At 42.6% G+C, this 14,827-nt stretch carries 18 protein-coding genes; 17 read left to right on the plus strand and 1 reads right to left on the minus strand.

The features are described 5' to 3' along the window. Window positions 1-6 precede the first annotated feature (6 nt). From ACTNB3_RS06950 to ACTNB3_RS07030, 17 genes are all read left to right on the plus strand, one after another. Complete coding sequence (locus ACTNB3_RS06950) at window positions 7-876, plus strand: energy-coupling factor transporter ATPase (RefSeq protein ID WP_441024879.1); 870 nt, start codon at window positions 7-9, stop codon at window positions 874-876. Beyond that, complete coding sequence (locus tag ACTNB3_RS06955) at window positions 873-1,736, plus strand: energy-coupling factor transporter ATPase (RefSeq protein ID WP_441024881.1); 864 nt, start codon at window positions 873-875, stop codon at window positions 1,734-1,736. The genes ACTNB3_RS06950 and ACTNB3_RS06955 overlap by 4 nt, the downstream gene beginning before the upstream one ends. After that, window positions 1,733-2,536 (plus strand): energy-coupling factor transporter transmembrane component T family protein, encoded by an 804-nt coding sequence (locus ACTNB3_RS06960; RefSeq protein ID WP_427806532.1) that lies wholly within the window; start codon window positions 1,733-1,735, stop codon window positions 2,534-2,536. The genes ACTNB3_RS06955 and ACTNB3_RS06960 overlap by 4 nt, the downstream gene beginning before the upstream one ends. Before the next feature lie 101 nt (window positions 2,537-2,637). Further along, the gene (locus tag ACTNB3_RS06965) at window positions 2,638-3,480 is read left to right on the plus strand and encodes a MerR family transcriptional regulator (RefSeq protein WP_427819816.1); all 843 of its coding nucleotides are present in this window, start codon (window positions 2,638-2,640) and stop codon (window positions 3,478-3,480) included. A 117-nt stretch (window positions 3,481-3,597) separates the two neighbouring features. Further along, window positions 3,598-4,629: a dihydrodipicolinate reductase gene (locus ACTNB3_RS06970; RefSeq protein ID WP_427819817.1), complete on the plus strand. Its 1,032-nt coding sequence runs from the start codon at window positions 3,598-3,600 to the stop codon at window positions 4,627-4,629. A 119-nt stretch (window positions 4,630-4,748) separates the two neighbouring features. Further along, complete coding sequence (yaaA, locus tag ACTNB3_RS06975) at window positions 4,749-5,519, plus strand: peroxide stress protein YaaA (RefSeq protein ID WP_441024883.1); 771 nt, start codon at window positions 4,749-4,751, stop codon at window positions 5,517-5,519. A 102-nt stretch (window positions 5,520-5,621) separates the two neighbouring features. Next, window positions 5,622-6,170: a biotin transporter BioY gene (locus ACTNB3_RS06980; RefSeq protein WP_427806534.1), complete on the plus strand. Its 549-nt coding sequence runs from the start codon at window positions 5,622-5,624 to the stop codon at window positions 6,168-6,170. Window positions 6,171-6,478: 308 nt separating this feature from the next. Then, window positions 6,479-7,279, plus strand: coding sequence for an NYN domain-containing protein (locus tag ACTNB3_RS06985; RefSeq protein ID WP_427819819.1), 801 nt, complete (start codon window positions 6,479-6,481; stop codon window positions 7,277-7,279). Window positions 7,280-7,284: 5 nt separating this feature from the next. Next, entirely contained in the window at window positions 7,285-8,040 is a 756-nt protein-coding gene (locus ACTNB3_RS06990) for a hypothetical protein (protein WP_441024885.1), read from the plus strand. Window positions 8,041-8,101: 61 nt separating this feature from the next. Then, a complete protein-coding gene (yqfC, locus tag ACTNB3_RS06995) occupies window positions 8,102-8,389 on the plus strand; it encodes a sporulation protein YqfC (protein WP_427806537.1) in 288 nt (95 codons plus the stop codon). Between the two features lie 20 nt (window positions 8,390-8,409). Further along, entirely contained in the window at window positions 8,410-9,675 is a 1,266-nt protein-coding gene (locus tag ACTNB3_RS07000) for a sporulation protein YqfD (protein ID WP_441024886.1), read from the plus strand. 3 nt (window positions 9,676-9,678) lie between these two features. Continuing rightward, a complete protein-coding gene (locus tag ACTNB3_RS07005; RefSeq protein ID WP_427819822.1) occupies window positions 9,679-10,686 on the plus strand; it encodes a PhoH family protein in 1,008 nt (335 codons plus the stop codon). After that, complete coding sequence (gene ybeY / locus ACTNB3_RS07010; RefSeq protein WP_427806542.1) at window positions 10,683-11,177, plus strand: rRNA maturation RNase YbeY; 495 nt, start codon at window positions 10,683-10,685, stop codon at window positions 11,175-11,177. Before ACTNB3_RS07005 ends, ybeY begins: the two co-directional genes overlap by 4 nt. A gap of 28 nt (window positions 11,178-11,205) precedes the next feature. Continuing rightward, window positions 11,206-12,873, plus strand: a complete 1,668-nt coding sequence (locus tag ACTNB3_RS07015; RefSeq protein ID WP_427819823.1) for a putative polysaccharide biosynthesis protein — start codon at window positions 11,206-11,208, stop codon at window positions 12,871-12,873. 55 nt (window positions 12,874-12,928) lie between these two features. After that, window positions 12,929-13,303, plus strand: a complete 375-nt coding sequence (locus ACTNB3_RS07020; protein ID WP_427806545.1) for a hypothetical protein — start codon at window positions 12,929-12,931, stop codon at window positions 13,301-13,303. 46 nt (window positions 13,304-13,349) lie between these two features. Continuing rightward, a complete protein-coding gene (locus tag ACTNB3_RS07025; protein WP_427806546.1) occupies window positions 13,350-13,571 on the plus strand; it encodes a DUF896 domain-containing protein in 222 nt (73 codons plus the stop codon). Next, a complete protein-coding gene (locus ACTNB3_RS07030; RefSeq protein ID WP_441024887.1) occupies window positions 13,549-14,109 on the plus strand; it encodes a 5-formyltetrahydrofolate cyclo-ligase in 561 nt (186 codons plus the stop codon). The genes ACTNB3_RS07025 and ACTNB3_RS07030 overlap by 23 nt, the downstream gene beginning before the upstream one ends. On the opposite strand, the gene ACTNB3_RS07035 is transcribed toward ACTNB3_RS07030, so the two are convergent. Further along, entirely contained in the window at window positions 14,097-14,576 is a 480-nt protein-coding gene (locus tag ACTNB3_RS07035; RefSeq protein ID WP_427806548.1) for an S-ribosylhomocysteine lyase, read from the minus strand. The genes ACTNB3_RS07030 and ACTNB3_RS07035 overlap by 13 nt on opposite strands. Window positions 14,577-14,827 lie beyond the last annotated feature (251 nt).

Here is a 14,827-nt window from a genome sequence, read left to right on the forward strand (position 1 = left end):
ATAAGAATGATTAAGATAAAAGACTTAATACACAAATATACAGTATGGGAGTCCGAAACCGAAAAAAGCAAAAAGACAGTATTGGATGGGATATCATTAGATATCCCATCCGGTCAATTTGTGGCAATATTAGGTGCAAATGGTTCCGGTAAATCGACGCTTGCCAAACATCTGAATGTGCTTCTGTTACCGGATGAAGGAACGGTCTGGATCAATGGAAAGAAAACGGAGGACAGAGCAGCTTTATGGGAAATTAGAGAAAAAGTCGGTATGGTTTTTCAGAATCCGGACAACCAGATCATCGGAACCAGTGTGGAAGAAGATGTGGCGTTTGGGCCGGAAAATAAGAATCTGGAACCGAATGAGATCCAGAAAAGAGTGACAACCAGTCTGAAAGAAGTCGGACTTCTTGAAAAGAGAAAAGCCTCTCCTTTCCGGTTGTCGGGAGGGCAGAAGCAGCGGGTTGCCATTGCCGGTGTTCTGGCAGGTCTGCCAAAATGTATTGTTCTAGATGAACCGACAGCCATGCTTGATCCGAAATCCAGAAAAGAAGTTTTACAAGTGGTACATGAATTAAATAAACAAAAAGGAATAACCGTGATCCTGATCACCCATCATACGGATGAGGTAGTAGATGCAGATCAGATTATTGTGATGGACAAGGGACACATTATAAAAAAGGGAACTCCAACAGAGATTTTTCAGGATCTGGAGCTGCTTCGAAGCGTAAAAATGGATGTGCCACAGGTGACGGAACTTGCGCAAAGACTCTATCAGGACGGTGTTCCCCTGGAACTTCCGGTTCTGACGGAGGAACAGTTTTTGGAACAGATGATGAAAATAAAGAACCATATGGAAGGGGGAATCCGAAAATGATGGAAGTAAGAAATCTCACTTTTACATATGGGAAGAAGACTGTAAATGAATGCAAGGTTCTGGATGATATTTCGTTTGAAATCAGAGAAGGAGAATTGATTGGCCTGATTGGCTCTTCAGGATCTGGGAAAACAACACTGATCAAACATTTGAATGGACTTTTGAAAGCTGATTCTGGAGATATTCTGTTTCATGGACAAAGTATTTACGATAAAAAATATGTATTATCTAAATTGAGGAAAGAGGTTGGTCTTGTTTTTCAATATCCCGAACAACAGCTTTTTAAAAACACGGTGCTTGCGGATGTCAGTTTCGGCCCGCTGAATATGGGATTGTCGCACGAAGATGCGGAAAAATCGGCAAAAGAGAGTCTGGAACTGGTCGGAATTGATTCGGACTATTACTATGTAAGTCCTCTTGAATTATCCGGAGGACAGAAGCGCTGTGTCGCCATTGCAGGTGTTCTTGCGATGAACCCGAAGATTCTTGTTATGGACGAGCCTGCTGCCGGACTGGATCCGGGGACCCGCAGGAGTATTTACCAGCTGGTAAAAAGAATCAAAAAGGAGCGGCAGATTGCAGTTGTTCTTGTTTCTCATCATATGGAGGATGTGGCAGAATATGCGGATAGAGTGCTTGTGCTTCATGATCACAGGCTTGTAAGACAAGGAACGGTCAGAGAGATTTTCAACCAGATTGATTATCTGAAAAGCATTGGAATCGGTGTACCTCAGATCACAGATGTTACAGAGAAACTTCGTCTGTCCGGTTTTCCGATTGAACATGCGGCTATTACTGTGGATGAGGCTGAAAAAATGATTCTCGAAGTGCTTCAAAAAAGGAAAGGAGAGCGCAGATGATACGAGATATTACGATCGGACAGTATTATGCAAATACCTCGGTTGTCCATAACATGGATCCCCGTACAAAATTGATGGGGGTACTGGTTTATGTGCTTACTCTTTTTCTGGTGAAAAACCCCCTTCTGTACCTGGTATATCTTGGAATTGTTTTCGTATTATATCACGTTTCAAAGGTTCCGCTTTCATTTATGCTGAAAGGACTGAAGGGGATAATAATTCTGCTGATTTTTACGTTCTGCTTTCGCCTGATTTGTACACCAGGGAATGTAGTAGCAAAGTTCTGGATTTTTCAAATCACGGAAGAAGGAATCATAAAAGCCATCAGCCTTACCTCCAGAATCGCATTAATGATTCTGGGTGCATCTTTGTTATCCTATACAACAACACCAAAGGAGATGGCAGATGGACTGGAAAAAGCACTTTCTGGATTGGAGAAGTTTCATATACCGGTGCATGACATGACGGTGATCGTCATGATTGCGTTTCGCTTTATTCCGATTCTTCTGGAAGAGATCAACGTTCTTATGGATGCTCAGGCGGCCCGGGGTGTAGAATTTGAAAAATGCTCTGTTTTGAAAAAGTGCAAAAATGTGCTGACGCTTCTGATGCCATTATTCATGTCAACAGTAAGAAGATCATCTGATCTTGCGATGGCGATGGAAGCAAGAGGATATTCCGGAGATAAGCCAACTTCTAAAATGTACCCGTTGGTGTATCAAAAGCGGGACAGGATTGCATATGTTGTTTTGTTCTTCTTTGCTGTTCTGATGACCAGCTTACGAATCTGTCACGTCTGATCGAGTAATGATTCCAATTGGACAATCTTGAAACTCTGTAGTAAGATGAGAGTTAGAGGCAGTAAAACACGGTGTATTTTGTTTGAAGGAGCATCTGTATTATGAGAGAAAATTATCTTAGTATTGGAGAAATGGCCCACATTAATAACACAACAGTCCCGACACTCCGATTATATGATTCGCTTGGACTATTAAAACCATACTATACCGATCCAGAAACCCATTACCGATACTATGATATCAAACAAAACGCCCGCTTTGACATGATTCAGTATATGAAAGAACTGGGGATGGAATTAAAGGAAATCCGGGAAGTCCTGGATTCGGAAGATTTGCGTAAGATTGAATCGGTTCTTATCAGGAAAAGAGAACAGACCATACAGGATATCGAACATTTGAAAATCCAGCGAGATGCAATCGATCGGGCCATCGGCAGTATTGAAAGATACAGCAAATCTCCAAGCAGGGGAACGATCACATTGGAATATATACCGGCCAGGCGGATCTATTCGATGGATACGGATGTAAATTTCTATGATCATGATATCGATACATATGAAAAAATTCTCAAGCAATTAAAACATAAACTGATCGATCATGACGTCCCGCCGGTTTATTATTGCAATGCCGGTACTCTTATGAAAAAAGAAGATTTCATCCGGAAGCAATATATTTCCAATAAGATTTTTGTATTTGTAGATGAGCATTTTCCATTGATTCATCAGACAGAAGTGATAGAAAACAATATGTATGCCTGCATTTATCTGGATGAGTTTGATTCAGAAAAAGAGTATGCCGAGCTGCTGCTTAGACATTGTAAAGATGAGCAGTTTGAAATTACAGGTGATTATATTTGTGAAGTGCTTACAGAGTTTAACGTTTTTGATTGTGAAAAAAGGTCCATGTATCTGCGCCTGCAGGTTCCTGTAAGTTTCTCAAAATAGTACAAAAATAATTAATAAAATAATTTTAGAAACCTCCTTGACTCTCACCTTGCATGAGACGATATCATGTAAGTAAGTTAATAAGTGATGAACAATCAATCAAAGGAGGTTTTTCTTATGGAAAAAATTAAAGTTGTTCAGTATGGTTGTGGTAAGATGAGTAAATACACGCTTCGTTATCTTTACGAAACAGGCTGTCAGATCGTAGGTGCCATTGACACGAATCCGGCTATTGTAGGAATGGACGTAGGCGATTATGCAGGACTTGGAATCAAAACAGGAGTTTTGATCAGTGATAAAGCAGACGAAGTGCTCGATAATACGGATCCGGATATTGCGGTTGTGACTTTGTTCAGTCTGGTGAGTGACTGCTTCCCGCATTATATGAAGTGTCTGGAAAGAGGAATTAGTGTCATTTCCACCTGTGAGGAAGCTACTTATTGTTGGACGACTGATCCGGTTCGTGCAAATCTTCTTGATGTAACAGCAAAAGAACACGGATGTACATTTGTAGGAAGTGGTATGGAAGATATTTTCTGGGTAAATATGGTAGGCATGGTTGCCGGAGGATGTCATAAGATTGAGAAAATTGAAGGTGCTGTAAGTTATAATGTAGAAGATTACGGACTTGCACTTGCAAAAGCGCATGGAGTAGGACTGACTCCGGAAGAATTTGAAAAGCAGATCGCTCATCCGGAAGAAATCGAACCTTCTTACGTATGGAATTCAAACGAAGCCCTCGCTTCCAAGATGGGATGGACGATCAAGAGCCAGACACAGAAATGCGTTCCGTATTTCCATGACAGTGATCTGTATTCATCTACGCTGGGTGATACCATTCCGAAAGGAAACTGTATTGGAATGGCTGCAGTTGTAACAACCGAGACATTCCAGGGACCGGTCATCGAAACCCAGTGCATTGGTAAAGTCTATGGACCGGATGATGGAGATATGTGTGACTGGAAGATTACCGGCGAACCGGATACAGAATTTCATGTTGTGAAACCGGCAACCGTTGAACACACCTGTGCAACAATTGTAAATCGTATTCCGTCTGTATTACGTGCACCGTCCGGACTGGTAACAATGGATCAGCTGGAGGAGATTGCATATCCTACTTATCCGATGGAATTCTATTTGAACAAATAAACCATAAATGAAAAATCACCACCATATCAGAGCTTATACTCGGAAATGGTGGTGATTTTTTTGCAAAATTCTGTTACAATGCAAAAGAAAGATAAAGATAAAGGCAGGTATACATACCAATGAAGATTATCATTTCCCCTGCAAAACAGATGAAAGAGAATCACGATTTTATGGCAGCCACCTCACTCCCTGTGATGCTAGACCGCACGGAACGAATTCTCCGTCAGATGAAACAGTTTGACCGGGCAGAATTGAAGAAGCTCTTCCGCGCAAATGACAAGATTACGGAAGAGAATTTCCAGCGTTACCAGAATATGGATCTTAGAAAAGGCCTGACACCGGCTGTCCTTTCGTATAATGGACTTGCATTCAACAACATGGCGCCGCAGGTCTTTACGGACGGGCAGTGGGAGTATGTAAAGAAGAATCTGAAAATTCTAAGTGGGTTTTATGGAATATTGAATGCAACTGACGGTGTCGTCCCCTATCGTCTGGAAATGCAGACAAGAGTTGGAATTGACGGAGCTAAGGATTTATATGATTTCTGGGGAGACAGTCTTTACCGGAGAATTGCGGATGAAGTGAGAGAGGATGTATCAGAGGGAATAGAACCGATCATCCTGAATCTTGCATCAAAAGAATACAGTCAGGCTGTGGAACCGTTTGTTGAAGCGAATATCCGATTTGTCACATGCGTCTTTGCAGAGTATTCCGGTGATAAATTGATCACCAAAGGAACGAAAGCGAAGATGGCAAGAGGTCAGATAGTCGCTTTTCTCGCGAATGAACATGCACAGGATCTGAATGTCGTGAAGCAATTTTCTGGTATGGGGTTCCGGTATAGTGAAGAACATTCTTCAGAAAAAGAAATGATGTTTATTCAAGTTTAGTTAACGCTCTGCAATTGTTAACTTTTATGGAATTATAGGTTGACAATCAGCCCGCGTTTGTATATACTGTGAACATACAAAAAGAAATGGAGGCATATTGATATGCAAAAATCAAAATTATCAGTTCAGGATATATGCAGTATTGCAATCATGGCGGCGCTGACGGCGGTTATGGCACAGATTTCGATTCCGATGCCGATGGGGGTTCCGATGACGATGCAGACCTTTGCGATTACACTTGCCGCTGTCATCCTTGGATCTAAAAAAGGTGCACTTTCCATTCTGGTCTATGTACTGATGGGAGCAGTGGGAATTCCGGTATTTGCGGGATTCAGTGGTGGAATCCAGAATTTGATCGGACCGACAGGCGGATTCATCATTTCCTTCCCAATCATGGCATTTATTATCGGAATCGGAGTGGAACACAAAGATAAAAAAGGAATGTTTACGTTGATGCTGATTCTTGGAACGGTTTCCAATTATGTTGTTGGCGTTATCGTGTTCTGTATCATTGCGAAAGCGCCGGTATGGACAGGAATTTCAGCCTGTGTTCTTCCGTTTATTCCTACGGCGATTATTAAGGCGGTTCTTGCATCTGTGCTTGGACTTCAGATTCATAAAAGACTGGGAGCGGCATTACAATGGAATTAAGACCGCATCATTTATTATGCACGCAGGCATATAGCGGGAAAGGGTACAACGAGGAAAATGACACCGGAAATGCTGGAGGACATCTGTGAGGGGTGCAGCTGGTATCCGGTCAGTGCATGCCGTAGAATTCTTGTGGGAAAAAATGTCGAAAGATAGAATCATAAATTAAGCCGGGGACATGATTTTGGAATAGAATCATGTCTCTTTTTCTTATATATAAAAATTTATAGAGATTTTATGTGACTATGGTAAAAGAAAATGATAGAATAATGTCAGTATAAAAAATGAATAAGGCAGGTTATAACAGGATGGACAGTGAACTTAGATTCGCAATCCTTATTGATGCGGATAATATTTCAGATAAATATATTAAGACGATACTGGACGAGACAGCGAACAGCGGTATCGCCACATATAAGAGAATTTATGGAGACTGGACGAGCCCGAGGCTTGCATCATGGAAGAATGTACTTCTGGAGAATTCAATCATACCAATGCAGCAGTACAGCTATACTACCGGCAAGAATTCGACCGATTCGGCGATGATCATCGATGCGATGGATATTCTGTATTCCGGAAATGTAGACGGGTTCTGTATTGTATCGTCAGACAGTGATTTCACCCGTCTTGCTTCGAGACTGAGAGAGTCTGGTATGCAGGTGATCGGAATGGGAGAGGAGAAAACACCTCAGCCTTTCATTTCGGCATGCAATCAATTCAAGTATCTGGATTTGATCTGTGCCAGCCAGCAGGAAGAGGAAATGTGTGAAAAGGCAGACGACGCGAAGAGTACTGAGAAAGTTCATCAGAAATCTTCACAGAGCAAACGAAAGAAGAAAGACTTAAAGCGGGTACGAAGAACGATCAATGCAATCATCGAGAAGTTTTCTGATGATGAAGGGTGGATTTATACCGGGAAATTAGGAGATCAGCTTTCCAAGAGGATGCCGGATTTTGATGTACGTAATTATGGATTTTCCAAGCTCACACCATTTATTCGTTCTCTTGGGGATTATGAAGTTAAGAAATTACCTTTAGAAAATGGTCAAAAACAGATCTGCTGCAGAATCAAAACAGAGAAGCAGAAGAATGGAAAAGAAAAGGAGTGATTCATATGTTAGAGATTGTTTGTTTAATATGGCTGTGGCGTGTAAATGGTAAGAATGCCGCAGCAAATGGGCAGAGCCCGAGAAAATATCGTATTATGACACTTGCGCTATGGTTCGGAATGGAATTTACCGGATGCTTCGCAGGGGCGATCCTCATGGCTTTGTTGTTCCCGAATGATGATCCTTTCACAGGTGCGTTTATTTTAGGCTGTGTCGGAGCAGTGATCGGAGGATACATGTCTTATGTGGCAGCGAAGAATTCTCCGAAAGTGGATCAGACGTCACAGACATCCAATCCGTGGAATCAGGTACAGAACCAATGGAATCCTTCTCAGAATAACCAGGGCTATCGTTTAAACAGAGAGCCAAACGACCAGGATCAGGCGCAGAACCAGTGGAATCAGGCGCAGAATCCATGGGATGCCCAGCAGCAGAATGAAGCTGTAAAACAAAACCCTGTCAATGATGCCGACTGTCTGGAAATGCCGGCGACAATTCAAATCATTTCAGAAAAGGGAGGATATGAGGGATGTCAGGATTCGTTTTTCCTTAACGGGAATCCGATCTGTATGCTTGGACCTGGAAGTGAGTATGCATTTTCGACGAATGTGAAAAAGAATACGATTACGATAGGAAGTCCGGTACAGCCCGCAGAAGACAGCGAACATTGTGTACGGTTCATCGCATCTGAGATGGGATATATTGAAATTCATACATCAGCAGGAAAAATGCTGCCGGAAAAATTCAAAAACTTCAAATAAAGCTGATATATAAAGCCAGTGACCAACATATATTTACAACAAAATGGTTAATGGCAGAACTATGAGACGGGAATCAGACCAGAATGGGAAAATGCTGGGATATCGAATTGCGGATGCGGCAAATATGCCGAAAGATGTTATGCTTGGTGTCCCCATAGTGACCATGACAGGGCAGTTGGAAGTAAACGTTGAGAATTATCGCGGGATTCTGGAGTATACAGATATCCTGATTCGCATAAAGAGTAAATGCGGACAGATTAGGATCACCGGAAAAAATCTTCAGATTGCTTATTACACAAATGACGAGATGAAAATCACGGGACGAGTGGAGAAGGTTGAGTATCTATAGCAGAAAGGGCTGAAAAGTGTATGCTGATTGCCGTTTTACAATATATTTCCGGATATCTCAGAATCAGGGTGGAAGGATATTCGCCGGAGCGTTTCATCAATCTCTGCAGTTATCATGGAATCTATCTATGGAATTTAAAACCGTGCGGACACGCATACGAAATGAATATCAGTGTCCGTGGATTTCGCGAATTAAAGCCTGTTATACGCAAAACGAGAACGAAGGTTGTGATCATGGAGCGGGCAGGCTTTCCTTTTTTTTTACACAAATACCGAAAGCGGAAGCTGTTTTTCGGTGGAATCTTCTTCTGTATTATCTTTGTTTATGTCATGTCGCTTTTTGTATGGAATATCCATATCGACGGGAATCTTTCGCGGACAGACGAGACCATGCTGGAATTTTTGGAATCAGAAGGAATCTACCATGGAATGTTAAAATCGAAAGTAGACTGTGACCAGATTGTTAGGGATATCCGGAAGGAATACGATAATGTAATCTGGGCGTCGGCATATGTAACCGGAACACGTCTCATGATCCGTGTGAAAGAAAATACAGACCGGGTCATGGAGGAAACAGAAGACTCTGAGCTGGATCGTGCAAATGGCCAGCCGGCAGATATTATTGCGGAAAAGGACGGAATCATTCTTGAAATCATAACGCGGGAAGGTGTTCCAATGGTTCACGAGGGAGATTCGGTACAAAAAGGAGATATCCTTGTGAGTGGTACAGTTGAAATTCTTAATGATGCAAAAGAAGTCATTGGATATCAGTACCATCAGGCTGATGCTGATATTACTGCGCAAACAGTATATTCCTATGAAGACAGTCTGCCGATCACTTATGAGATAAAAAAATGGACGGGAAATAAGAAATATGTATGTTGGATAGAAACGGATCAGTATTTATTCAAACTGGGAACCGGAAAGAATGAATTTGCACACAAAACATATACTACACTTGAGAAGCGTTTTTGTATTGGTGAACATTTCTGGCTTCCTGTCACTTTGGGCATGGATGTGATCGAGGAATATCAGCCGGTCAATAAAAAACATCAGGAAAAAGAGTATCAGGAAAAATTGTCTGCTGATTTTCAAAAATTCTGTCTTAATTTAGAGAAAAAAGGGGTTCAAATTTTGGAGAATAATGTTAAAATATACAGTGATACTGCGCGTGCATCTGCCAGGGGTACTCTGACACTTGCAGAAACAATTGGCTCGAAACACCTGACTGCAAAAAAGGAGCTGCCATCAAGTGATGCTAAAGATACGCAACAGGAAGGAAATTGAGATATGGGAATTCTTGAGACTGAAATCGAGATACCGGCAGAACACGAACGGAATGTCTTCGGACAGTTCGATGTTTTTGCCAAAAAGATAGAACGTACATTACATGTGACGTTAATCGCACGAGACGGAAAAGTGAAGATTCTTGGTGATGAGCGTAATGTAGAACGTGCAGAGAGGACACTTACCCAGCTTACAGAATTGTCTCGCCGCGGGAATGTTATACAGGAACAGAATGTAGACTATACCCTATCACTGACAATGGATGACAGCACCGAAAGTGTCCTGGAGATTGACAAAGATTTGATCTGTTATACACTTCAGGGTAAGCCGATCAAACCGAAAACGCTTGGACAGAAGAAATATGTAGATGCCATTCGGGAAGATATGATCACCTTTGGTCTGGGCCCTGCAGGAACAGGAAAGACTTATCTTGCGATGGCAATGGCAATCACCGCATTTAAGCAGAATGAAGTGGGCAGGATCATTCTGACGCGGCCTGCAATCGAAGCTGGTGAGAAGCTTGGCTTCCTTCCGGGAGATCTGCAGAGTAAGATCGATCCCTACCTGCGTCCACTTTATGACGCATTGTACCAGATCATGGGTGCGGAGAGTTTTCAGAAGAATTCGGAGAAAGGCTTGATCGAAGTTGCACCGCTTGCCTACATGCGTGGAAGAACACTGGATAATGCGTTTATTATTCTGGATGAGGCACAGAATACAACTCCGGCTCAGATGAAAATGTTCCTCACACGAATCGGTTTTGGCTCCAAAGTGGTGATTACCGGTGATTCGACACAGAAAGATCTTCCATCCGGTCAGACATCCGGTCTGGATGTGGCAATCAACGTAGTAAAGAATATCGATGGAATTTCCATCTGTCAGTTGACCAGCCGAGATGTTGTTCGGCATCCTCTGGTACAGAAGATCGTCAAAGCATATGAAGATTATGAACAGAAAACGGAACTTAAGAAAAAGAGAAGCAAGGACAGAAGGAAACGGTACGAAAGATGAGAATTTATTTAGAAAATGAAGGAGATCTGGAATTGGATCTCAATTATCAGGAAGTCGCCCAAAGAGTCGGGGATGCCGTCCTGGATTATGAACAGTGTCCGTATGAATCCGAAGTGGAGCTCCTTTTGACAATGGATGAAGAGATCCGTGAGATGAACCGGGAATTCCGGGATATAGACCGTGCAACAGACGTACTCTCTTTCCCGATGATCGCATATGAGTCTCCCGCGGATTTTGCATTTCTGGAAGAAGATGAGAGTTGTTTTGATCCGGACACCGGAGAACTGATGCTTGGAAACATTGTCATTTCCAAACAGAAAGTGGTCGAGCAGGCAGAAGAATACGGACATACAGTCGAGCGGGAATATGCATTTCTTATCGCGCACAGTATGCTTCATTTACTGGGGTACGATCACATGGAAGAAGAGGAACGTGCGGTGATGGAGAAGAAACAGCGGGAAATTCTCGACGGACTGGGAATAACCCGATAATCTGGAAATGAGATAAATGAGGTGCTATATGGCAAAAAAGAAACAATCGAAAGGCGGAGGATTTCTTGCACAAGGAATCATCCTTGCATCGGCAGGTATCATCACAAAAATCATAGGTTTCATATACCGGATCCCGATGCTGAATTTTATGGGGCTCGATGGACAGGGATATTACGATATCGCTTTCCAGGTCTACACAATTGCTCTTACAATATCATCCTACAGCTTACCGCTCGCTGTTTCCAAGCTGGTTTCTGCCAGAATGGCAAAAGGAGAAAGAAAAAATGCATATCGTGTTTTCAAGGCAGCTATGCTTTTTGCCTTTGTGGCAGGAGGATTGATCACACTGGTCGTACTATTAGGGGCAGATACGATTGCAACAAATATTATGGGGGCGAAGCTCAGTTCCTATGCACTTAAGGTACTGGCACCCGGACTTCTGATCGTATCGATCATGGGTGTACTGCGAGGATATTTTCAGGGACTCGGAACCATGATTCCGACTGCACTTTCCCAGATACTCGAGCAGATCGTGAATGCGGTAGTCAGCGTTGTCGGTGCTGCGATGCTTTTGAAGTATGGAGAAAGTGTAGCAAAGACCCAGGGCAACGAACTTCTGGCGGCTGCATATTCTGCGGCCGGCGGTACCCTTGGTACCGTGGCAGGTGCTCTGATGGGCCTTGTATTTCTGGGATTCAGTTATTGTGCTTATAAGTCTATTCAGAAGAAACAGCTTCGCATGGACCGATCAAAGCACACTGAGGATTATAAGACGATCTTCAAGTTGTTGCTTCTTACGATCGCACCTGTCATCTTGAGTACGACCGTATATAATTTAAGTAATGTCGTTGACAGTGCCATGTTCAACAAGATTATGACAGCGCAGGGATTTTCGGAAAAAGAATGTGTTACCTTACTTGGTAAATTAGGTCAGTATTATACTTTATTCAATGTTCCTCTTGCCGTCGCAAATGCGCTTGGATCTTCCATGATTCCGGGGCTGGTCCGTGCGTATGAGAGCCATGAGCGCAAACTGGTACATAACCGGATTTATATGGCGGCCAGATATACGATGCTGATTGCAATCCCAAGTGCGGTTGGATTCTTTGTACTCGGAGAACCGATCATGAATTTCATCTGGCCGAGCGTGGATAATTCGATGCAGAACATGATCTGGAAGATCGGTGCGATCTCGCTGATTTTCTATTCACTTTCCACCATTACAAATGCCGTACTTCAGGGACTGAACCGAATGATGAAACCGGTGAAGAATGCAACGGTGTCTTTGATCCTTCATCTGGTCTCCCTGTTTATCATGATGGTCGTATTTAAGTGGGGACTTTATGCAGTGATTGTAAGCAAGATCGTTTTCTCACTTAGCATGTGTATCATGAATTCGCATGATATCCGTGAAGCATGCGGATATGTTCAGGAACGCCAGCGAACCTTTGTGATTCCGGGAATCGCAGCCGGTATCATGGGAATCGCGGCATACCTCGCACACCTGGTACTCGATATTTTTGTTGGCGGAAGATTTGCGACGTTAGTTGCACTGTTCACGGCTGTGATTGTCTATGCCGTGTGCCTGCTGAAAATGGGAGGACTTACGGAAGATGAACTTTTATCCATGCCGAAAGGCGCAACACTGATCAGCATTTGCCGTAAACTTCATTTATTGAACGACAGTGCATACTAAGATTGTATAATTCTGTGAAAATGGTTGATACTGTATACAAAAAGGAGTTGTCCTTATGGGAAAAAAATATGGTATTGGCCTTTTCACAATCGCTTTAGTTCTTATGGCTGTGGTCACTTACGGATATCGGGCAGAATATCGATATTCTCAGGAACTTGTGGAAGAAGGGGAAAAAGAGCAGACTGAAAACAGTATCAGTCAGGAAAAAACGGTAAGTACACAGGGAGATGCTCAGAAAGATGAACTGTACTATCTGAAAGATTTGAACGGTTACGTTGTCGTCTATATGAACGATAGAACAACGGTTTATGAATATACAAATATTTTGATTTCTGATCTGCCCGATACGTATCAGAATGAAATCAAAAATGGAATGATCATCGAAGGAACGGAAAAACTCTATGGATTTCTGGAAAATTATTCCAGCTAAAGTTCGCCGGACCACCGGATGACATAACAGAAAGGAACAAAAGAAAATGGATGAAAAAAAAATTGCCCGTATTAACGAGCTGTATCATAAATCAAAAGCAGAAGGATTGACGGAAAAAGAAAAAAAAGAACAGCAGATTCTGCGCCGTGAATATATTGAAGCATTTAAAATGAGCCTCCGGGGGCAGCTGAATAATATTTCGATTCAGGAAAAGGATGGAACAATCACAAACCTCGGAGAAAAGTATGGAAACAAAAAAGCAAATTAGGACAGAAATTTTGAAAAGAAGATCCGCACTTTCTAAAGATGAAGTAGCGGATAAGAGTAGAGCAATCTGCCGGAAAATTGTTTCCTGTGAGCAATTTGTACAGGCAGAGAGCATCCTTCTTTATCTTGATTTTAATCATGAGGTGGAGACCGGTCTGATCTGGGATAAAGCGCAGAAAATGGGAAAACATGTCGCTGCTCCCAGGCTCATCGGCTCACAAATGGTATTTGCCCGGATCCAGTCGGAAAAGGACCTGATCCCTGGTAAATGGGGAATCTCGGAACCGAAAAAGAACTGCCCTGTTATCCGTGAACATGACAGCAGGACAGTTGTTATTATGCCGGGAGTCGCATTTGACTGCAGCAGGAACCGAATCGGTTACGGCGGCGGTTACTACGACCGGTATTTCGCCGGATATGATTCAGTTTATAAAATAGCTGCTGCATATGACCTGCAAATCGTGGAACAGGTTCCGGCAGAACCGTTTGATCTGAAACCGGACTGTATCGTGACAGAATCTCATATTTATGCAGGATAATGCAGTCTCTCTTCGGTGATATCATTCAGAACTTCATCGAGGTATTTTCTGGCAAGATAATTTGCCATTCTGAGATTCATATCCAGATAATTTCCGCAGTCCTTCGCACAGGAACCCGGTATATCTCCGGTATATTCTGCTATAAAGGTAAACATTTCCTTCATCAGTGGCACGATATCTTCGGATTCGTAATCGCCGGTCAGAAGGAGATAAAAACCGGTCCTGCATCCCATCGGACCGAAGTAAAGTGTCCGATCTCCATAAACTTCATGATTTCTAAGGAAAGTGGCACCTAAGTGTTCAATGGTATGAACTTCAGCCGTATTCATAACCGGTTCTTCATTCGGATTGGTCATACGAATGTCAAAGGTGGTCACAGGGCAGTCACCGGCAAAATCTTTCCTGGAAACGTAGAGCCCCGGAATCAGTCTGAGGTGGTCTATGGTAAAACTGGTAATTTTCTTCATGATAATCATTTCCTCCATATACATCATTTTGTATTCAATTATAACGTGGAATGATAAAAATAACAAGTAGGCGAACAGAGAACAAAAGAGAGGGTAGTGTCAAGTAATCTATGAAAAACTGGGCCGAAAAAAACAGGCTCAAACGAACCTTGAAAATTGCAAATATATAAGACGGAAGGCCCTCCGGGGGCTCAGGGCGCTGCCCTAAGAACCTGCAAGGGACCAGTCCCTTGACCCGATTCCGGGCTCTG

It is taken from the genome of Bariatricus sp. HCP28S3_D3 (genome assembly GCF_052065755.1).
Lineage (GTDB): Bacteria > Bacillota > Clostridia > Lachnospirales > Lachnospiraceae > Allocoprococcus.